20 protein-coding genes and 1 pseudogene are annotated in these 19,651 nt (G+C 63.5%); 9 read left to right on the top strand and 12 right to left on the bottom strand.

Translation table 11 applies throughout. The features are described 5' to 3' along the window. Positions 1 to 5 precede the first annotated feature (5 nt). Positions 6 to 86, bottom strand: coding sequence for a potassium-transporting ATPase subunit F (locus OIT41_RS19280; RefSeq protein WP_231497388.1), 81 nt, complete (start codon positions 84 to 86; stop codon positions 6 to 8). 401 nt (positions 87 to 487) lie between these two features. On the opposite strand from OIT41_RS19280, the gene OIT41_RS19285 reads away from it, so the two are divergent. Beyond that, positions 488 to 2,464 (top strand): amino acid transporter, encoded by a 1,977-nt coding sequence (locus OIT41_RS19285; RefSeq protein ID WP_078107171.1) that lies wholly within the window; start codon positions 488 to 490, stop codon positions 2,462 to 2,464. 32 nt (positions 2,465 to 2,496) lie between these two features. Here the strand turns inward: OIT41_RS19285 and OIT41_RS19290 are convergent, their stop codons facing one another. After that, the gene (locus OIT41_RS19290; RefSeq protein WP_264637104.1) at positions 2,497 to 2,733 is read right to left on the bottom strand and encodes a hypothetical protein; all 237 of its coding nucleotides are present in this window, start codon (positions 2,731 to 2,733) and stop codon (positions 2,497 to 2,499) included. A gap of 189 nt (positions 2,734 to 2,922) precedes the next feature. On the opposite strand from OIT41_RS19290, the gene OIT41_RS19295 reads away from it, so the two are divergent. Further along, on the top strand, positions 2,923 to 3,555 hold the full coding sequence (locus OIT41_RS19295; protein WP_264637105.1) for a hypothetical protein: 633 nt from the start codon (positions 2,923 to 2,925) through the stop codon (positions 3,553 to 3,555). A 69-nt stretch (positions 3,556 to 3,624) separates the two neighbouring features. Here OIT41_RS19295 and OIT41_RS19300 read toward each other — a convergent pair whose 3' ends face one another. The 5 genes from OIT41_RS19300 to OIT41_RS19320 all read right to left on the bottom strand — a co-directional run bounded on the left by OIT41_RS19300 (position 3,625) and on the right by OIT41_RS19320 (position 8,307). Continuing rightward, positions 3,625 to 4,812 (bottom strand): 4-hydroxybenzoate 3-monooxygenase, encoded by a 1,188-nt coding sequence (locus OIT41_RS19300; protein ID WP_264637106.1) that lies wholly within the window; start codon positions 4,810 to 4,812, stop codon positions 3,625 to 3,627. 113 nt (positions 4,813 to 4,925) lie between these two features. Next, the gene (locus tag OIT41_RS19305; RefSeq protein WP_264637107.1) at positions 4,926 to 5,678 is read right to left on the bottom strand and encodes an IclR family transcriptional regulator; all 753 of its coding nucleotides are present in this window, start codon (positions 5,676 to 5,678) and stop codon (positions 4,926 to 4,928) included. Positions 5,679 to 5,723: 45 nt separating this feature from the next. Next, the gene (locus tag OIT41_RS19310) at positions 5,724 to 6,287 is read right to left on the bottom strand and encodes a hypothetical protein (RefSeq protein ID WP_241709778.1); all 564 of its coding nucleotides are present in this window, start codon (positions 6,285 to 6,287) and stop codon (positions 5,724 to 5,726) included. Positions 6,288 to 6,393: 106 nt separating this feature from the next. Beyond that, complete coding sequence (locus OIT41_RS19315) at positions 6,394 to 7,164, bottom strand: GAF and ANTAR domain-containing protein (protein ID WP_241707701.1); 771 nt, start codon at positions 7,162 to 7,164, stop codon at positions 6,394 to 6,396. Between the two features lie 93 nt (positions 7,165 to 7,257). After that, positions 7,258 to 8,307, bottom strand: a complete 1,050-nt coding sequence (locus OIT41_RS19320; RefSeq protein ID WP_264637108.1) for an FUSC family protein — start codon at positions 8,305 to 8,307, stop codon at positions 7,258 to 7,260. Between the two features lie 260 nt (positions 8,308 to 8,567). Here OIT41_RS19320 and mscL point away from each other — a divergent pair, with 260 nt between their 5' ends. The 4 genes from mscL to OIT41_RS19340 all read left to right on the top strand — a co-directional run bounded on the left by mscL (position 8,568) and on the right by OIT41_RS19340 (position 11,483). Further along, entirely contained in the window at positions 8,568 to 8,999 is a 432-nt protein-coding gene (mscL, locus tag OIT41_RS19325; RefSeq protein ID WP_241707565.1) for a large conductance mechanosensitive channel protein MscL, read from the top strand. A 121-nt stretch (positions 9,000 to 9,120) separates the two neighbouring features. Next, a complete protein-coding gene (locus OIT41_RS19330) occupies positions 9,121 to 9,975 on the top strand; it encodes an ACT domain-containing protein (protein ID WP_264637109.1) in 855 nt (284 codons plus the stop codon). 75 nt (positions 9,976 to 10,050) lie between these two features. Further along, positions 10,051 to 10,998, top strand: a complete 948-nt coding sequence (locus OIT41_RS19335) for a proline dehydrogenase family protein (RefSeq protein WP_264637110.1) — start codon at positions 10,051 to 10,053, stop codon at positions 10,996 to 10,998. A 131-nt stretch (positions 10,999 to 11,129) separates the two neighbouring features. After that, the gene (locus OIT41_RS19340) at positions 11,130 to 11,483 is read left to right on the top strand and encodes a hypothetical protein (RefSeq protein WP_264637111.1); all 354 of its coding nucleotides are present in this window, start codon (positions 11,130 to 11,132) and stop codon (positions 11,481 to 11,483) included. Between the two features lie 16 nt (positions 11,484 to 11,499). Here the strand turns inward: OIT41_RS19340 and OIT41_RS19345 are convergent, their stop codons facing one another. After that, complete coding sequence (locus OIT41_RS19345) at positions 11,500 to 11,703, bottom strand: cold-shock protein (protein ID WP_078107248.1); 204 nt, start codon at positions 11,701 to 11,703, stop codon at positions 11,500 to 11,502. 148 nt (positions 11,704 to 11,851) lie between these two features. Here OIT41_RS19345 and OIT41_RS19350 point away from each other — a divergent pair, with 148 nt between their 5' ends. Next, complete coding sequence (locus OIT41_RS19350) at positions 11,852 to 12,631, top strand: SDR family oxidoreductase (RefSeq protein WP_264637112.1); 780 nt, start codon at positions 11,852 to 11,854, stop codon at positions 12,629 to 12,631. Positions 12,632 to 12,635: 4 nt separating this feature from the next. Here OIT41_RS19350 and OIT41_RS19355 read toward each other — a convergent pair whose 3' ends face one another. Then, the gene (locus OIT41_RS19355; protein WP_264637113.1) at positions 12,636 to 13,670 is read right to left on the bottom strand and encodes an iron ABC transporter substrate-binding protein; all 1,035 of its coding nucleotides are present in this window, start codon (positions 13,668 to 13,670) and stop codon (positions 12,636 to 12,638) included. A 325-nt stretch (positions 13,671 to 13,995) separates the two neighbouring features. Here OIT41_RS19355 and OIT41_RS19360 point away from each other — a divergent pair, with 325 nt between their 5' ends. Both OIT41_RS19360 and OIT41_RS19365 read left to right on the top strand, forming a co-directional pair. Then, on the top strand, positions 13,996 to 14,649 hold the full coding sequence (locus OIT41_RS19360) for a hypothetical protein (RefSeq protein ID WP_241707575.1): 654 nt from the start codon (positions 13,996 to 13,998) through the stop codon (positions 14,647 to 14,649). 55 nt (positions 14,650 to 14,704) lie between these two features. After that, positions 14,705 to 15,139 carry an SRPBCC family protein gene (locus OIT41_RS19365; RefSeq protein ID WP_241707576.1) on the top strand — a complete coding sequence of 145 codons (435 nt, stop codon included), beginning with the start codon at positions 14,705 to 14,707 and terminating at the stop codon, positions 15,137 to 15,139. Between the two features lie 96 nt (positions 15,140 to 15,235). On the opposite strand, the gene OIT41_RS19370 is transcribed toward OIT41_RS19365, so the two are convergent. The 3 genes and pseudogenes from OIT41_RS19370 to OIT41_RS19380 all read right to left on the bottom strand — a co-directional run bounded on the left by OIT41_RS19370 (position 15,236) and on the right by OIT41_RS19380 (position 19,465). Continuing rightward, positions 15,236 to 15,616 (bottom strand): RidA family protein, encoded by a 381-nt coding sequence (locus OIT41_RS19370; RefSeq protein WP_241707577.1) that lies wholly within the window; start codon positions 15,614 to 15,616, stop codon positions 15,236 to 15,238. 52 nt (positions 15,617 to 15,668) lie between these two features. After that, positions 15,669 to 15,851, bottom strand: a pseudogene (locus tag OIT41_RS19375) (ectoine/hydroxyectoine ABC transporter ATP-binding protein EhuA); the annotation flags it as partial. 107 nt (positions 15,852 to 15,958) lie between these two features. Continuing rightward, entirely contained in the window at positions 15,959 to 19,465 is a 3,507-nt protein-coding gene (locus OIT41_RS19380) for a fibronectin type III domain-containing protein (protein ID WP_241707578.1), read from the bottom strand. Positions 19,466 to 19,651 lie beyond the last annotated feature (186 nt).

Consider the following 19,651-nt stretch of genomic DNA (forward strand, 5'->3'; position numbering starts at 1 on the left):
CCGAATCACCACTTTTCCGGGTGGATCAAGACGGCCAGCAGGTAGCCGAACAAACACAGGCCTGCAATGAACAGGACCAACCACATCACGGCGTCCGCGCTCACTGCCCGTTCACCGGCCCATCGCCGTCGACGATTTTGCCCAGCAGGTGGGCAATCCACATCACGATCCCCATGGACACCACGAAGATCCCCACAACAGCCACGTCGGCCATTGGAACGTCCTTTCATTCGTGCCCCGTTTGCGGGGCTGATGCCAGTCAACTCCTTGGCTTGACGTGAAAAGCGGTTCCTGATGGTTCCTTAACACCGCGGGGCCGAATCTTGACGGCTTCTTAACAGGCGTGGCTTCTTTCGGCCGCCCTGCGGCTTCCGCGACATCGACGTTAAGGATTCATCAAGATCGGCTTCAACCAGCGAAAACACCTGTAGTCGGTGCTATCTTCAGCAATGATCGCGGTGCCTGCGCGTCGCGCGGAAAGGACACCATGACTACCTTGAGCAGGCCCCCGGCTGATCCTTCGGCCCCACGGCCCGGCGGCATGGCCTCCTTGCGGACATGGCTGCTGTTCGGACTGCAGGATTCCAAAGGATCGCACCAAGGACCCGGTGCGGTGGGCGATCCCCATCTGAAGAAGCATTCATGGTGGCAGGTCATGTGCCTCACCGGTGTCGACTATTTCTCCACCCTCGGCTACCAGCCCGCCATCGCGGCCTTGGCCGCGGGAGTGATCTCCCCTTTGGCCACCATCGTCCTGGTGGCCGTCACGCTGCTCGGCGCCCTGCCCGTGTACCACCGCGTCGCCGGTGAAAGCCACCGCGGCGAGGGATCCATAGCGATGCTCGAGCGTCTCTTGCCCCGCTGGGGAGGGAAGATCCTCGTCCTTGTTCTCCTCGGGTTCGCGGCGACGGACTTCATGATCACCATGACCCTCTCGGCCGCTGACGCCACCGCACACGCGATCCAAAACCCGCTCGCCCCAGGCTGGCTGCAGGGACAGAACATCCTGGTTACTTTGTTCCTCCTCGCCCTGTTGGCCGCCGTATTCCTGCGCGGATTCAAGGAAGCCATCGGCGTGGCCGTCGTCCTCGTCGCGGTCTACCTGGGCCTCAATGTCGTGGTCGTATTCTCAACGTTTGTAGAGGTGTTCGCCCATCCGGTCGCGGTGGGCGACTGGTGGCATGCACTGTCCACTTCGCACGGAAACCCGTTCATGGTGATCGGCATCGCCCTGCTGGTGTTTCCAAAACTCGCCTTGGGCCTGTCCGGTTTCGAGACCGGTGTCGCCGTGATGCCGCAGATCCGTGGACGTGCCTCGGACACAGAGGAGAACCCCGCCGGACGGATCAAGGGGACCCGCCGCCTCCTGACCACGGCGGCCGTCATCATGAGTTCCTTCCTGATCGCTACCAGCTTCACCACTGTTGTGCTGATTCCGGAGAAGGAGTTCCAGCCCGGCGGCCAGGCCGATGGACGCGCCCTGGCATTCCTCGCGCACCAATATCTCGGCGTCGGGTTCGGCACCGTCTATGACCTGAGCACCATCGCGATCCTGTGGTTCGCAGGCGCCTCCGCCATGGCCGGGCTGCTGAACCTGGTCCCGCGGTACCTGCCACGATATGGAATGGCGCCTGGCTGGGCCCGTGCGGTGCGCCCGTTGGTCCTGGTGTTCACCCTCATCGGGTTCCTGATCACGTTCCTTTTCAACGCCGACGTCGACGCCCAGGGTGGCGCGTACGCCACCGGCGTGTTGGTGCTGATGACATCTGCCGCTGTGGCGGTGACCCTCTCGGCGCGCCGCTTGAGGCAGCGCAAGCGCACCGTCGGATTCGGGATCATCGCCGTCGTCTTTATCTACACAACGATTGCCAACATCTTCGAACGTCCCGAAGGTATCCGGATCGCCGCGATCTTCATCGTGGGGATCATCGTGATCTCGCTGCTTTCGAGGATCCGGCGCTCGTTCGAACTGCACGCCACCCACGTCCATCTGGACCGCCAGGCGCTGGAATTCATGTCCACCAATTTGAGCGGCCCGATTGCGCTCATCGCCCACGAACCCCTCCGACTCACCGCGGAGGCCTATCGGGACAAACTCACCTCTGCCATCGAAGTCAGCCACATTCCGGTGGATTACCAGGCGCTCTTCCTGGAAGTGATCGTGGACGATTCTTCCGACTTTGAAACCGCACTTGAGGTCCATGGCGTGGTCCGGCACGGACACCAGATACTGGAAGTCCACGGTCCCGTGGTCCCCAACACCATCGCGTCAGTGCTGCTGCACATCCGTGACGTGACCGGCCTCATGCCGCACATCTACTTCCGCTGGACCGAAGGAAACCCCGTCATCAACCTGCTTCGCTTCCTGTTCCTCGGCGAGGGAGAGATCGCTCCGGTCACCCGCGAAGTCCTGCGTGAAGCCGAACCCGATGTCAGCCGGCGCCCGTGGGTCCACGTCGGCTGAGCGCAGCGTAGGGGCGCCCCGGGCGGATGCTGTCAGGGCCGCTCCGGCATCTCGCCGTTCGCTACCGCTTCGATCCAGTCGACCGCCTCGTCCGAGAAATAAAACCCTGAAGGCCCACTCCGACCAACCCACCATGCATCCGAAGCAATCGGGCCGCCAGCTTGGGTGATCTCGACTACCACTTCCGGCGGAACCGCGTCGCCGTTGTTCTCGATCAGCCATTTCCGGGTAGACGGCTTCAGCTTCGACCACCAGTGCTCGATACTCATGGCCGAAGTCTGCCATGCCTGCCGCCAATGCTTGAGGCCTAGCCGTTAAGAGAGTGCTAAATCTGCGCCCGCTGGCATATGGAAACCATTAAGACCGCAGGCGGCGGATCCTTTCGGTGATCTGATCGAGGGAGTAATTCATGGCCAGCCTGGCCGTGGACCGGTCTCTCCGAAGGAGCTGACGCAACCATGAAACCCAACGGCTTTTCTCACGGAATGGCGACCGACGCCACAGTCCCGGGCATCCGTCCGAACGATTACGTGGTGATCGATGAGGTCGGCGATTTCTCTTACTATCCGTCCGAGGCCGCCATGCTCAAAGACTTGGAATACGTAAACGAAGCATCATGCATTCTTGACCGATCCGGCAACGACTACCGCCTGGCCATGGATACGGACAGGCAGCTGCATCTGGGTCCCTCACTGGGCACGGTGGAATTCAACTGGCTCCGCCAAGCGTGGACGAACAACCAGCAGAGAAACATGCAGGCCCATCCCTTGCAGCGGTTCCACGCGACAACGCTGGAAGCCCTCCTTGAGGGACTATTTGAAATGCTTTACCTCGAACATGCCGGCAGGACCACGGACGCGCCGTGGGTCTTGGAGGTGGACGGCGAAGTAACCCACCCCGCGACTCTGCACGAAGTCAGTAGCCTCCTCACCCGCGTTGATCACCTCGAACGAGTCACGGTGCATGATCCCTTCGGCCACGACTACCAGCCAATCCGACACGCGGGGCATCGCTTCTTCTTTCCTGCGGCGGGGTCGGTCTATTACGTCGAGGTTCCGGGACGGTCCAAGGGCAGCGGCGCCTCACACTGAGGCACCACTACGCCGGCGGCGCCGTGGATTCTCGGATATCCGTCGCGATTAGCCAGCCGCGGTCGCCAGCTACTTCCCTGCCGGCCATCCGGTGTACGACTCAGCCAAGTATGCCTGCGCATGCCGGGAAGAGACCACGGAGTGGAGCTCGCCGAGCTGGCGTGCGCGGCCGAAGTCGTCCGAACCGGGCGCGGTGTGCAGCATGGACGTCATCCAGTAGGAGAAGTGCTGTGCCTTCCAGACACGTTCCAGGGCACGGTCGCTGTAGGACTCGAGCTGCGCGTTGGAGCCGTTTGTGTAGAAGGAATCGAGGCCTTCGAAGAGAACCTTGACATCATGCAGGGCTAAATTGAGCCCCTTGGCGCCCGTCGGCGGGACGGTGTGGGCAGCGTCGCCGGCCAGGAACAGGTTCCCGTGGCGCATCGGGGTGTGGACGAAGCTGCGGAACGGCAGGACCATCTTCTCGAGTACCGGCCCCTCCTTGAGCTCAAAGCCGTTTCCGTTGACGCGCCTGCGGAATTCGGACCAGATGCGCTCGTCGTCCCAATCGGCCACGTTTTCCTTGGGGTCGCATTGGAAGTACATGCGCTGCACGTTCTCAGTGCGCTGGCTGATCAGGGCGAAGCCGTTCTTGGAGTTGGCATAAATCAGTTCGTCTGAGCTCCGCGGTGCCTGGGCGAGGATGCCGAACCACGCGAAGGGGTATTCGTGGAAGTACCACTTGCGGTTGGCCTCGGGGATCTGGAAGCGGCAGTGGCTGCGGGAACCGTCGGCGCCCACCAGGAAGTCCGCCTGGATTTCGAATTCCTGGCCCTCGGCGTCGGTGAACCAGACCTTGGGTTTGCCTTCGAGGTCGTGGATGGTGGTGTCCGTGACGCTGTACCGGACGTCGCCGCCGTCGTTCTTGCGCCGTGCGGCGAGATCGAGGAAGACCTCCGTCTGCGGGTAGAGCCACACGGATTCGCCCACGAGTTCCTTGAAGTCGATCCGGTGGCTTTCGCCGTTGAAACGCAGTTCGATCCCGTCGTGCCGGTCGCCATCGCGCAGCACCCGGTCGGAAACACCGCTGTCCACGAGCAGGTTCACCGAGCCGTGTTCCAGGATGCCCGCACGGACTGTTTCGGCGATCTGCTGATGGCTACGGACCTCGATGACAGTGGATTCGATCCCCGAGGTGGCCAGCAGATGGGAAAGCATGAGCCCGGCCGGCCCGGCGCCCATAATGGCCACTTGGGTGGTGATGATCTTGCGTGCCATGGTGTTCCTCGCTTCATTGCGGAATCGCGCCTCACGGGCTGCGGTGGTTCTGCTGACCAGTGTGACCCCCGCCGCATGATCGGCGTCATACGAATTCCGTTCAACGGAAAAAGTTAGGCGTTCCGACGCTCCCCAAGTTGGCGGGCGATTCCGCGTGCCGCAGTCTGCAGCGCAGGCACCAGGGCCTGTAGGCGCATTTCCGCGAGCGGGACCACGACGCCGAGCGCGGCTACCGTGCGCCGCTTGCTGTCCGTGACCGGCACCGCGATGCCCCACGTGTCCGGATCCACCACGCCCGCGAGCTGGGCGTACCCCTGCTGGGCGGTTTCCGCCACAAGGCGACGGACGACGTCGGCCGTCACCTTTCCCGCGGGGTCGCTGAACTGCTTGAGGTACTCGGCCTGCTGTTCCTTCGGCTGGCCAGCCATCAGTGCCAGCCCGGCCGAAGAGATGTGGACGGGCATGCGTCCAGCAACGCGGGCGCGGTTGGCCACAGATCCCCGGCGGGACAGCCGCTCGACGAACAACGCTTCCCAGCCATCGAGCACGGCAAGGTTCACGTTCTGGTTCAGGACCTGCTGGATGTCCTCCATGAACGGCAGGGCCGCTTGCCGTAGGGCCAGAGTTGGCGAATTCCGGTTCACGAGTTCCCACAACCGCAGGCCCAAGCGGACACTACCGCCCGCGCCAAGCTCCAGGAGTCCGTGATCGGCGAGCTGCCGGACCAATCGATGGGCGCTTGCGAGGGGCAGGCCGGCGGTGTCCGCTAATTCGGAAAGCCGCAGCGACGTGGAGCCTTCGGGGAACGCCTCGATAATCCGGACGATGCGGTCCACCACTGAATCGCCCGATGCCGAGTTTGCCAATGCGCCTTCACCGCTTCCATGTATTCCATTGAATGGAGCACTAGCTTAGACCGGCTCAGGCGCATCCGCTGATCCGTCCTTGGTTTCCCGCCGCGAGATCTCCAAGCCGATCGCGTCGTAGTGAGCCAGCACTACCGGAGAGGCAGCTGTGCCGGGCTGGTCCAGCAGGCCGAAGGCGAAATCGCTCGCGGCAAGAAGTTCTTCATCGGAGCATTTGTCCAACGGCTGGAGTCCTGACGCATCGATCGAGGCAGTGAACTCGCCGGCGATCTCGATCGATTTCACTCCCGTTGCGGCCCCGAGTGGGAAACCGGCAGGCCTCTCCGTGAATTCCAACGAAACTCCGGATCCAGTGGCGAGGCCCACTTCCGTGGTGCCGCCGTCGATCGCGTTGAGGTCATTGCGGAGTCCGGCCAAAGCCTGCGATTCGACCATCGCGGCGTGGGACAAGCCCACTCTGATGTGGGAGGTGATGCCCATTCGCCGAATCCGGCGAACGATCTGTACGAGTGCGGGCCTCGAATCTTGATTCAGGCTTCCCCGAACATCGATATCGACGGCGTCGGTGGAAACATCAAATTTAACGAGGGCGTGCAATCTACGGTCCATAGGTACTCCAAATAAGGGTGTCTATGGCCGACGGCTCAACCTCAAGAAGGTTATCCTCTGGCACCGCCGTTGTACACCCCGCGAGGTGGCCAACTGCGGTCCGGACTCACCCTGCCCGGGTGCGGCCGGGCTCCTGGGCCGGTTCTTCGAAGTGGGTCAGGGTGCCCGCCGCGTCGACGGAATCCACCAAGGACTTGGCGATATCCCGCAGTTTCACGTTGCGGTTGCTTGAGGCTTCCGTCAGGATCCGGACGGCGTCCTCCTGGCTGCAGCGGCTCTGTGCCATGACAATTCCAATAGCGATATCGATGACCGTGCGGGACTCCATTGCTGCCCTGAGATTCTTTGCACTGTCCGCATGTAGGGCGAACCTGATCGCAAGACGCAAGGCCTGCGATACCTCACGGGTGTACCCGCGGGCCCGATCTGCGGCCCTTTCGTCGAACTTGTACGGGGCCTCGGAGTACAGATTGAGGGCTGCTTTGGCCTCTCCCTCCAGGTCGAACGGCAACGACAACACAGACCTCAGTCCGTGCGACGCAACGGCGTTCGCATAGTCAGGACCCCATCGGTTCTCCTCAAGGAGATCCGGCACGTGGACTTCGCGTTCCTCTTCGGCTGCCGTCAAGCATGGCCCCTGGGCCAAGGAGTACTGGATCTCGTCCACTTCACGGGCCTCATCACTGCTCCAACCAATCGTGAGTGCCTTCCGCTCGCGCAAAAGCGTGATCCCGCAGAGCGCGTCATCGCCGTCGCCCGCCATCTGGTGGGCAGAAAACCGTGCCAGCTCGTTCAGGAAGTCCTCAAAGTCGGCACTCTCCAGGATCAGGTTCTGGATCCGGTCGATGGTGGTCCAAGTGGAATCTGCAGGAAGCATGGCACGTTCTCCCGATGAATATGCTGATTGGGGCATGTGGAAATAATAAGTCCCTTTACATAAGGCCCCACACCGCCGGCAATTGAGAAATGCCTAGCGGGGAACGAGTTCCCGGAACCGCGACCACGCCGCTGGCGCCAAGACCACCGCGACGCCGACGGCGGCCCCGATCACCGTCTCGACGATGCGGTCCCGCAGCAAGAGCCCTGGCGGAACATTGGCAACCAGCAGGGTGGAAATGAGCGCCAGCGGCGTGACGAATACCTGTGCCACAAGGTATTGGCGCGCGATGAAGAGCTCGGCCCCGAACTGGCATGCGGCAATCACCAATACCATCTGCCACGGCGCCGGGCCGAGCCAGAGAATTCCGGCCAACACCAGCAAACCCAGCATGGTTCCCACGATCCTCTGGATTCCCCGTTGCACCCGGTGGCTGGTACTGCGCCCCACCAAGGGAACCACTGCCGCCACCATGGCCCAATAGCCGTGTCCGAACCCGAGCCATTGCCCGGCCAAGGTAGCAAGCGTTCCGGCCAGGCCGGCAGCAACGAAGTAGCCCAAGCCTTCCAGCCAAGCTGCCCGGACTTCCTGAGGAAGCAACCGGTCCGCCGCCGGCCGCTTCCAGGGTGTCCGGTGGCTCGGGACTACCCGCGCCGACATTCCGATCAGCAACGCCAACACAGCAGTCAAAACGGCGGCAAGCATCCCCTCCCAAAGCGGAGGCTGCTGAGGCACGGAGGCGATCGCGGCAAAAGCGAAAATGTGGAAGAGGGAACCTGCTGGGCGAAGCCGCCACAGCGCAGTCACGACGGAGCAAAAGGCTGCAACCAACGTGGTGCCCAGCGTGAGGATCCACACGTAGGCGTCCGAGCCCTGTCCGATCCTGGCGGTGAGGGTGGCGAGCAGGATGATGCCGAGCAGGAGCGATCCGGCCCGGAGCTGGCTTCGAAAACGGTGGCTATGGGGCTCGTTGCGGCCATAGATATTCGTGAACGCCGCAAAGCTGGCGAAAACAACAAGGTCCAGCCGTCCAAACAACACGAGGGTGATCAATGGCAGGAAGACGCCCACGGCGCAGCGCACAGCTGGGTGATGGTCCTTGTTGCCGGGACCGATCCTGAACATCTCTGCCAGGGCGTTCACTGGATTGCCTGCCTCTGTTTTGCTTCTCTTGAGCGCTGTAGGGCTCAACTAATACTGCCCGACGGCGGCACTGGCATCCGGTCCGAGCTTACGCCGGACGGCCCCGGGAAGCCCGATCGCCTTCCGTTGAATGACGTAAAAATTGCCGTGGGTGTGACGCCTGAACGGCGTCGATTGATAGTCTCGTTTCGGTTGTCACCAGCCGGGCCGGGGGCTCATTCCGGCCACCTCACCCGTACCCATTCACCGGAGGTCATTCCATGCTCAAAGGTTTCAAGGACTTCGTTCTTCGCGGCAACATTATCGAGTTGTCCATCGCCGTCGTCATCGGCACCGCGTTCACCGCCCTGGTCGCAGCGTTCACCACCAACATCATCAACCCGGTTATCGCCGCCGCCGGCGGAGTCAACGCGCAGGGACTGGGCTTCTCTATTTGGCCTGACAACGCGAAGACTTTCGTCAACTTCGGCGCCGTCATCACCGCGTTCGTCACCTTCCTGATCACGGCCGCCGTCGTGTACTTCATCTTCGTCGCGCCCATGAACAAGATCAACGAACTGACCAAGCGCCGCGCCTCCATTGAAGAGCCCGAGGACGAACCGCTTCCGGCCGACACCGCCCTGCTTGTTGAAATCCGTGACCTCCTGACGGAGCTCACCGCCGCCAACAAAAGCGACGAGAGCTCCCGCTAAGTTCGCGCCCCAGGGCCAGTTCGGCGCATCCGGTCGGCGCCGAACTGGCCCCGATCAGGGCTGCCCAAGATCGTGACGCAGGCGCAATCCGCCTGAAACAGGGTTCGGGCACGATGGTGCCATGAAGCCGAACAAGAGGACTTCCATTACCGCTGAGCTCTCCTGCGAAGTGTGCGGCCAGATGCCCGAGGCCCCGAAGGCCCGGGTAACCGTGGCCCAAATCGCGGTGATGCTTCCCATCGAACTTCTTGTCCACGCCATTGTGGTTGAAACGCAACTGCCTTACCTGGCCAAGGTGCTCCTCCTGACCGTGACCGCAACTGTCCTGGTCATTTGGGTTGCCGAGCCCTCCGCGACCAGGATCCTGCGGCGCTGGATCCACGCGCCTGCCCTCCGCCATCGCAGGAAGCTCGATTCGGCCCAGGCGCTTTGGCGGGCGAGGACGGTGCTCCGCGACCAGCCAGGTTCCCTCCAACGGATCACCCACTCGCTCGCCCGGATGAACATCAACATCCTCAGCATCCATGTCCACCCCATGGATGGAGCCGTCATGGACGAATTCGTGTTGTCTGCTCCCGGCCACCTCGGCGAGCAAGAGCTACTGACAGCGCTCGACGGCGGCGGCGGCCGGGATTCGCACGTGTGGCCTACCACTGCACTCGCCATGGCGGACGGCCAGACCAAGGCCCTGAGCCTGGCTGCCCGGATCGCCGACAACCCGGACGAACTGCCGCTGGCGGTCGCCGAGCTCTTGTCGGCGAAAATCATCGCCCCGGAACCCGAAGGCCCGGCCGCCGGGGCGCGCGCCGCCGTCGGGCCCTCCACGACGCTCCTCAAGATTCCGACCGCATGGCACGGGCCGCTCCTGTTCTCGCGCCCGGACGAACCGTTCACGCCGGCAGAATCGGCACGCGCACATCGGCTTGCCGAGCTGGCTGAAATCCTGGCGCACACCCGGAGGGGCAGCCGACCCTGAGCAGCCCTGGGCCCCGCATTTCGCATCGTGAACCCCACCCCGGTGCCCGCGATCTCCACAGGTACAGTTTGTCGGGTGACTACGAACATTGATCTTGAGCGTGCTGCCAATACCCTCCGGGCGTGGGCATTGGATGAAGGCCTCAAGCAACGCGTCATGTCCACACCAGCCTTGGCGACAATGGCTTCACGCGTGGCAAGTCGGTACTCGGCCGGGGACACAGCCGCGGAGGCCATCGGGGTAGCGGCAGCGGCGGTGGCCCGCGGGCATGCCGCCAGCATCGAATATGCCGGCGAGAGTGTGCGCAACACCGACCTCGCACGCTCTGAAGCCGCAGTGTTCCTTGAGTTGGGCGCCGCCCTCGGGAAGGCTGGCCTGCCGAGCACCATCTCCTTCGACCTCTCCCACCTCGGCGCACTCGTCGACCGCGATCTGGCGCTCAACCATGTACGCCAGCTTGCCGCGATAACTGAACCGTATGGAACGGGACTAATGATCTCGGCCGAAGGTTCGGATCGGACCGATTTGGTCCTCGACCTGTACGACGAACTCGTAGCCGAGATCCCCCGCGTCGGCATCACACTCCAAGCCCGCCTGCACCGCACCCCCGGAGACCTCGAGCGGGTCCTTCGCCACCCGGGTACCGTTCGCTTGGTCAAAGGCGCGTTCCTCGAGCCCGAGTCTGTCGCCTTCCCCCGCAACAGTGCCGAACTGACGGCTGCCTACCTCGATCTGGCGAGCCAGCTCATCCTCTCGGGCCACTCCCTGTCCCTCGCAACCCACGACGACGAGCTCGTCAACACGCTCATCTCCAGGCACGGCGAGGCGCTGAAGACCGACGCGATCGAATTCGAGATGCTCCTCGGCCTGGGGACCGACCTTCTCGATCGGCTCCACAGGGACGGCTACAGGACCCGGGAGTACGTCATCTTCGGTGGCGAGTGGTGGCTGTACGTCCTCAACCGCATCGCGGAACATCCCGAGCGGGCGCTGACGGCTCTGGCCGACCTCAACCCGCGCTAAGCCCTCCCGAGCCGGCCCCTAAAAAGCCTGGCGACACGGAAAATTCCCTGGGACCTCGGAATTCCGGCGTCGGCGAGGCTTCTCCGCGTCGCGTAACAGGTTGCGCGTCGTGAGGTAGGGAGAGCGTCGGCATGTTCACGCCGTATACCGGGGACGTGAACGAAGCCGTCATTGAGTCGTATGCGCGCGAAGGAATCAAGACGGTTGACCACCGCCACCTGGACCTCAGCAACAACGAATCCTTCGCCCGGGTCACGGACGCGGAAATGCTGCCCGGGTCCTTGGAACTTGCCGCCTCGAACCCGGACGCGCTCATTTATTTGTGCACGAACCTTTACGGCGCCAACATCACCGCGGAAGTGGAGGAAACCACCGGAGTGCCGGTGCTGGATTCCGTAGCGGTGACGCTGTGGCATTGCCTCAAGCTTGCCGGGGCGCCTTTATTGGCACCCACGTGGGGCCGGCTGCTTGCAGAACTGCCTTAGGAAAAGTGCCCTACTGTCACAGGGGATGGATGTTCTCCGCCTGGGGGCCTTTCGGGCCCTGGACGACGTCGAACTGGACCCGCTGATTCTCGTCCAGTGATCGGTACCCACTCGAAGCGATTGCTGAGTAGTGGGCAAAAACGTCCGCCGAACCGTCGTCGGGGGCAATGAAGCCGAAACCCTTCTCGGCGTTGAACCACTTGACAATACCTGTTGCCACGGCCATGTTCCTTCTCTGAATCTGACTGGCCATCGGCTTCAAACCCGATGCCCCCGGACGCATACGTCCGCTTCCTCAAACCTACGGTGCGGGGTTCGGGGGCGCAAGGATCCGCGTTGACTGATTGGAACCTTCCTAGAATCGAAGCATGACTATCCAGAGCCATTCGAAAGTCGCACTTGTGACGGGGGTCGGCCGACGGCGCTCAATCGGGGCGAGTCTCGCGGTCGGTTTGGCGCGCGACGGCTGGGACGTCGCCCTCAACTATTGGCGACCGTACGACGATCGGGTCGGTCTGGAGCGCAACGCCGACGATCCGGAGTCCATCGCCAGCGAATGCCGGGCGTTGGGAGTCGCCGTCGAGCTCGTTCCGGGCGACTTGAGCGATCCAGCGGTGCCGGCTGAGCTCATCAGGGCTGCCGGAACGCTCGGACCGGTCACGGCTTTGGTCATGTCGCACTGTGAATCCGTGGACAGTTCGATCCTGACAACCGACCTTGAGAGCTGGGACCGCCACTTCGCAGTCAACGCCCGCGCAACGGCGCTCCTCATCAAGTCGTTCGCGGAACAACTACGGGAACCCGTTGTACCGGGCGGCGTCGGCGGCCGGATTGTCGCCTTGACGAGCGATCACACCGTTCACAATCTGCCATACGGAGCGAGCAAGGGAGCCCTGGACCGCATCGTCACCGCAGCCGCCGTTGAGCTGGCAGATCGGGGTGTGCGTGCGAACGTAGTGAACCCGGGCCCCATCGACACTGGATGGATGGACGACGCGACGCGGCGTTCGGGCATTGAGGCGACCCCGGCCGGCCGGCTCGGCACGGCCGAGGACACCGCGGACCTCGTCAGATTCCTGTTTTCCGAGCAGGGCTCGTGGATGAATGGCCAGATTCTTTACAGCAACGGGGGTTTCAAGCTCGGCTGACCCGTTAGAGCAGCCCGACCTTGGTCATCAGCTCGGTGACCTTCTCGCTATTGAGCTTGGCGGGGTCCACCGCGGGTGCCTGGAGTTCCTTGAGGGGCACGAGCTTGGAATTGGCCGGTACGTCGGAACCAACGGTGTACTCGAAGGAGTCACCGTTCTGGAGGACCTGCTGACCTGTTTTACCCGTGATGAACTTCAGGAACTCCTGCGCTTGGGCCTGCTTCTTGCTGGACGCCAGAACAGCGCCGCCAGATACGCTGACGAACGCACCCGGGTCCTGGTTCTTGAAGTAGTGAAGAGCAACGTTCTTGCTGTTTTCTCCGGTCTGCGCCTGGTCCACGAAAGAGTAGTAGTGGTACAAAACTCCAGCCTCGACCTCGCCTGCGTTCACGGCCGCGAGCACCGGGGTGTCGTCCTTGTAGGACTTGAAGTTGGACTTGGCCGCCTCCAGCCATTTCTGGGTAGCGTCTTCCCCCTTGAGCGCAAGCATCGCGCTGACGATGGCTTGGAAATCAGCTCCGCCTGTGGACGCGCCCACACGGCCCTTCCATGACGGATCCGCGAGGTCCATCAAGGACTTGGGGAGCTGGTCCTCGCTGAGCTTGGTCTTGTTGTAGGCAAGCACGGTGGAGCGGGCCGCGATGCCCGTCCAGTCACCCGTGGAGGGCCGGTACTGCGCCGGGACCTGGCTGAGGGTTGCCTGGTCCACCGGGGCAAGCAAGCCAGCACTCGCAATGCGGACCATGGCCGGGGAGTTTTCGGTCAGGAAAACGTCGGCCGGAGAGTTCTTGCCTTCCTCGCTGAGCTGGTTGCTCATTTCAAGGTCGTCACCATTGCGGAGCGTAACCTTGATTCCCGTCTCCTTGGTGAAGGCGTCCACCCATGCGCCGGTGAGGTTCTCATGCTGCGCGTTGTATACGACGATGCCGTCGCCGGATGCCGCGGAACTGCCGCTTGGGGCGCCGCTGCACGCCGAAAGTGCCAGCAGCGAGGCCGTGGCGGCGGCAAGGACCGTAGCGGATTTGATGCCGAATTTCATGGGGGCCTTTCAAGGTTTCCGGCTGGGACCGGAATGGTTGGGGTAGCCCCGCCCTTCACGCGGGCCAGCCCGACGAGTCGGGGCGGAACGGCGGCGTGATAGGCAAGGCAATCCTTACTCTAATAACAACATGCCATTGTTGCGTAATTCTGGGCATGCTGGCGGCCGACTGTTACAAACGTGAACGGGGGCGCTAAATTTGCTCCCGCCGGCGTAAGGAAACCATTAAGGACCGATGCCGGCCGGTCCGTTTGGTGGTCTGATGAAGGCAGGACGCAACGCCTATCCGGGCTTCGGACTGACCCTCCGTAGGAGCTGATTCACCATGAAACGCACCGACCTCAGCAAAGAAACCGCACACGATACCGAGCTTGCCGGCGCGGATCCGGCAGACTACGTCGTGGTCGATGAGCTCGGTGATTTCACCTACTATCCTTCTAAAACCGCCATGCTCAGGGACCTTGAGTACGTTGAGGAAGCAGCCAGCATCCTGGACCGGGCAGGCAACAACTTCCATTTGACGTTGGAGGAGGGCCGGAAGCTGAACTTAGGCTCCTCGTTCGGCCGGGTCGAATTCACGTGGCTCCGCCAAACCTGGATCACCGACCGACGCCGGGAACCGCAAGCGCATCGGCTGCTCCGCCTCTACCCCACAACGCTGGATGCCCTCCTGGCCGGAATATTCGAGACTCTCACCTTGGAGCTCGCCAGCAGCGCCACAAGTTCGCCCTGGGTAGTGGATGTAGAGGGCGAAGAGACCCATCCCGCGACACTCAGGGACGTCGATGGCCTCCTCGCGCGGCTGGATCACTTTGAACGTGTCACTGTGCGCGATCCCTTCGGACACGACTACCGGCCGATTCGTCACTCACCGCACCGCCTCCACGCCCCTGGCACGGGGACGATCTACTACGTGGAGATTGAACCCCACGGCGGAGAGGCCGGGCACGCTCCCACGCTTTCCGACAACTTGCCCTGAGCTCCTTGGATATGGGATTACCGGCCTGTAGACGCGTTCTGCGATAGTTGGGGACATGGTGAACGTCCAGACCGAAATACTGATCCGGCAGCCCCGCGAGATCGTGGCAAGTTATGCTTCCAATCCGGACAACGCGCCGGTCTGGTACGTGAACATACGATCTGCACAATGGCAGACGCCGAAGCCGCTCGCGGTGGGATCCCGGGTTGCCTTCACCGCACGATTCCTGGGCCGAAATCTGGACTATGTCTACGAATTCACCGAGCTTGTCCCCGGCGAGAAACTCACCATGCGCACAAGCCAAGGTCCTTTCCCTATGCGGACCACGTACACCTGGTCCGATGAGAATGGCGCCACCCGCATGACGCTCCGCAACACAGGCGAACCTTCCGGGTTCTCTGCCCTTGCAGGCATCGTCATGGCGCCAATGATGCGCGCGGCCATGCGCAAGGACCTGGAGAACCTCAAGAAGATCCTCGAAGCCAGCTAGAAACGTCGGCCCCAGGCTCTCCCCCCTCGGCTGCGAATGGCCGACGCGGCGGCTGCGAATCTTAGCGGCCGCCGCTTCCGCGTTAAGCGCTAAGCGCTAGGGCACGACGGCGACCACGTCGATCTCGACGAGGAAGTCACCCAGGAACGAGCCCACCGTTGTCCGGGCCGGGTACGGGGTTTCGACGAACGTTTCGTAGACGGTGTTGAATCCTGCAAAGTCGCGGCCCGGATGGTGCAGGTGCACCGTCGCTTTGACAACGTGGGAGAAGTCGAGCCCGTACGCGGCCAAGACGGCGCCAAGGTTGTTCATGGCCTGGAGTGCCTGCTCTTCAATGGTGGTTCCCACGGCGTCACCGCTGATGGGGTCATGCGGAGTCTGGCCAGCCGTGTAGAGGAAGCCGTTGGCGACGACGGCCTGGGAGTAGGGGCCGGCAGGACTGGGGGCGAGTTCGGTTGTGACCTGCTTGCGGGACATGGATGAGTTCCTTTCCGGGGACCGGCCGTTGGCCGGCCGGGATTGCTGATGTTTAGAGGACCTTCGAGAGGAAGGCCTGGGCGCGTTCGTGTTGCGGGTTGCCCAGGACGTCCTCGGGCCTGCCGCTTTCAACAACTACCCCTTGGTCCATGAAGACCACCTGATCGCTGACTTGGCGCGCGAAGCCCAATTCGTGCGTGACCACCACCATGGTCATCCCGGCTTCAGCCGCAGAAACGGCTCTGGCTCTGGCTGCGGCTCACAACCATGGACCTGGCGGTTGACGCGGAATGGGCGACAGCGCCAACCGCATCCAAGTAGCAGGACCTCTTTCCCGCCGATTCAGCCGTTGGTGAGGGTGACGTCGTCGAGGTACATCCAGGTGTCGTCGGCGGGGCTGGAGCCGTCGAGGTGGACGTTGAACCAGAGGATGATGGTCTGGCCTTTGTAGGCGGTGAGGTCGGCGGTGAGCTGGGTCCAGGTGCCGTTGTTGTTGCAGAGTTTGAACAGGCTTCCCAGGGTGGTGCCGGTGGTGGTGCGGGCTTGTGCCTCCATCCAGTCGTAGGGGCAGGCGTTGCCGGTGCAGGGGTCTTCCTGGCTGTGGGGCTGGTACCAGAAGGACAGGGTGGTGGTTCCAGTGGCGGGGACGGTGATGGTCTGGGACAGGCTGCTGTCGCCCAAGGGTTCCGCACCCGAAGCCAGGCCCAAAAGTGCCGAGCCCGTGCCGGTGTGGGCGACGGTGGAGGCCACGGGCGCTTTGACGCCGCCGGTGGTCCATGCGGTGAGCCCGGATTCGAAGCCGCCGTTGGTGATGGCCGAGGTTGTCGTGCCCGTCGGGGTGACAGCGGCAGAAGCGGCCGACGCGGGGGAGGTGCCGATGGCGTTCGTAGCGGTCACCGTGAACGTATAGGCGGTGCCGTTAGTCAGCCCCGTGACGTTCGCCGTCGTCGCCGGCGGGTTCCCGGTCACGGTGACCGGGGCCAGGGCGGTGGCGCCTGCGTGCGGCGTGACCGCGTACGAGGTGATCGCGGAGCCGCCGTTGGCCGGCGCAGTCCAGGACACGGTTGCCGAGGCATTACCTGCCGTCGCGGTCACGCCGGTGGGCGCGGCGGGTGCCGTCGCACCCGCCGTCGGGGTGACAGCGGCAGAAGCGGCCGACGCCGGGGAGGTGCCGATGGCGTTCGTAGCGGTCACCGTGAACGTATAGGCGGTGCCGTTAGTCAGCCCCGTGACGTTTGCCGTCGTCGCCGGCGGGTTCCCGGTCACGGCGACCGGCGCCAGGGCGGTGGCGCCTGCGTGCGGCGTGACCGCGTACGAGGTGATCGCGGAGCCGCCGTTGGCCGGCGCGGTCCAGGACACGGTTGCCGAGGCGTTACCTGCCGTCGCCGTCACGCCGGTGGGTGCGGCGGGCGCCGTCGGCGTCGTTTGGGTGTTGGTGAGGGTGACGTCGTCGAGGTACATCCAAGTGTCATCCGCCGGGCTGGAGCCGTCGAGGTGGACGTTGAACCAGAGCACGATGGTCTGGCCGTTGTAGGCGGACAGGTTGGCGCTGAGCTGGGTCCAGATGCCGTTATTGTTGCAGAGCTTGAAGAGGCTGCCCAGGACCGTGCCGCTCGTGGAGCGGACCTGCGCTTCCATCCAGTCGTACCTGCACGCGGTGCCTGTGCAGGTCTCGTCAGCCGTGTGCGGCTGGTACCAGAAGGACAGTGTGGATGTCCCGGAAGCGGGCATGGTGATGGTCTGGGACAGGTTGCTGTCGCCCAGCGGCTCGGCCCCCGATGCCAGGCCCAACAACGCAGAACCCGTGCCGGTGTGGGCGGTGGTCGAGGCAACCGGCGCTTTGACCCCTCCGGTGGTCCAGGAGCTAAGTCCGGATTCGAAACCGCCGTTGACGACACCGGGAACGGGCGCCGTGGGAGTCACTGGCGGTGAGGCGGCCGACGGCACCGATGTCCCGACGGCGTTGCTCGCCGTCACCGTGAACGTATAGGCCGTGCCGTTGCTCAGGCCGGTGACGGTCGCCGTCGTCGAGGGCGGATTACCGGAGACCGTCACCGGAGCCAATGCCGTGCCACCGGACGAAGGCGTCACCGTATAGGAAGTGATCGGGGAGCCGCCGTTGGCAGGCGCCGTCCACGACACCACCGCGGAAGCATTACCCGCCGTCGCGGTCACCCCGGTCGGAGCGGCCGGAACTGTTGGAGCCGTGGGAGTGACGGGCGCCGACGCCGCGGACTGGGGTGACGTCCCGACGGCGTTGGTGGCCGTCACCGTGAACGAGTAGGCCGTGCCGTTGCTCAGGCCGGTGACGGTCGCCGTCGTCGAGGGCGGATTACCGGAGACCGTCACGGGAGCCAGTGCCGTGCCGCCGGACGAAGGCGTCACCGTATAGGAAGTGATCGGGGAGCCGCCGTTGGCAGGCGCCGTCCACGACACCACCGCGGAAGCATTACCCGCCGTGGCGGTCACGCCGGTGGGAGCCGCCGGCGCCGTCGAGGCAGCAGGACTGACGTCGATCATCGAGTAGTCATCGGTGGTGATCGAGCCGTTGGACTGGATGTTCAGGCCGTAGCTGATACCGGAGGCGCCTGCCGGAAGGGCAGGCGTGGTCCAGGTGATCTGTGTCCAGTTGCTGCTCGCGTTGAACAACGGGCTCGCCGTCCAGTAGGTCCAATACCCCGTTCCAGTGCGGTAGTAGACCTCGAATTGGGTGATGACATTGGACTTATACCAGGCGCTGAGCTGATAGATATGGCCCGGAGTGCCCGTGGGTGAGCAGCCGCCAAGGTCCAGGGCCGGCAGGAGCTTCGCGTCACCGCTGACGTAGCCGCTCATGGTCAGCAGTTCCGCGTTGTTGCCTGTGTGGCCAGGCGAGACCACTGAAAAGCTGGGGGTGTTGGTGCCGTATCCCCCCGCAGCCCAGCACAGCGGAATCCCGCTGGTCAGCGTCTCGAGGCTCGGGTTCTGGATCATGTTGGTTCCCTGTGGTGGCGGAGGCGGCACCGGCGGACCCGAGACGAGCGGCTGGACCGGGCCACCGATGACCTGGTCAACCGTTTTCACGGCAACGCTGCCTGCCGTCTGTTGTTGCGCCAGCCAGGAGGCGAATTGGTTGAACAGGCTGGGGCTGATGGTCAGCGTCGGATCGGTCCCCACCGCGATGTGGTGGAACGTCAGCTGAACCCAGCCACCGCCGGCCGCCTGGGCCCTGGTGACGGAGTTTTCAAGGTTGGACAGCGTCCATGTGCTGTCCACTTCCTCCGGCGCCGCGGTGTCATAAGGGTTGGCGGGCGGGATGGTCTCAGCAGCCGGAAGCCCGGGATCGTCCTTGCTGTAAAGGTCTCCGAGCCCGCGTGCGCTGTTGAAACCGCAATTCTTCACGATGGTCTGCACGGCAGGATCCAAGGAAGCGAAGGGGTAGGCGAAGCTCGTGACTTTGAAGCCCATGTTTGCCAAGGCGACCCGGCCGTTGCACACCTGCCGGGTCACTTCATCCGACGTCAACGTGACCAGGTCAGGGTGGGTGACCGTGTGCCCGGCAATCTCATTGCCGTCCGCAGCGAGTTGCTGCAGGTTCGCCGACGTGAAATAGCTCGGCTGATCGATCCATCCGGAGACCGTGTAAAAGGTGCCATGAAGCCCCAAGTTCTTCATGGTGGCAGCGGCGGTCAACTGGTCCGCGTTGCTGTCATCAAAGGTCAGGGAAATGACAGTGTTGGCTGCGGCATGCGCGGGCAGAGCAAAGCCGCTGAGCAGTGCCAGGACCATCGCTGCGCACGCTCCGACGGCGGCCCAACGGACCCGGAAGCGCCGCTTAACCGTCTGCTCATGCGTCGAGGATCCAGCCACTCCACTCACCGTCCATTCGAAGCCGGGGCAACCGTCAAGGATGGAAGCATTCCCACCCTGGGTCTTCGGCGATGATAGGGCGATGAATCCGGCCGCGTCTTGAGTGGGCTCACCCGGCCGGCAGCAGCTGCGGGCCGCGACCCTGAGTGTGCTCACCTGATTCGGCGGCAGAGAGGCGCGCGGGCA

This window comes from Arthrobacter sp. YA7-1 (assembly GCF_025960325.1).
Taxonomy (GTDB): Bacteria; Actinomycetota; Actinomycetes; order Actinomycetales; family Micrococcaceae; genus Arthrobacter; species Arthrobacter bambusae_A.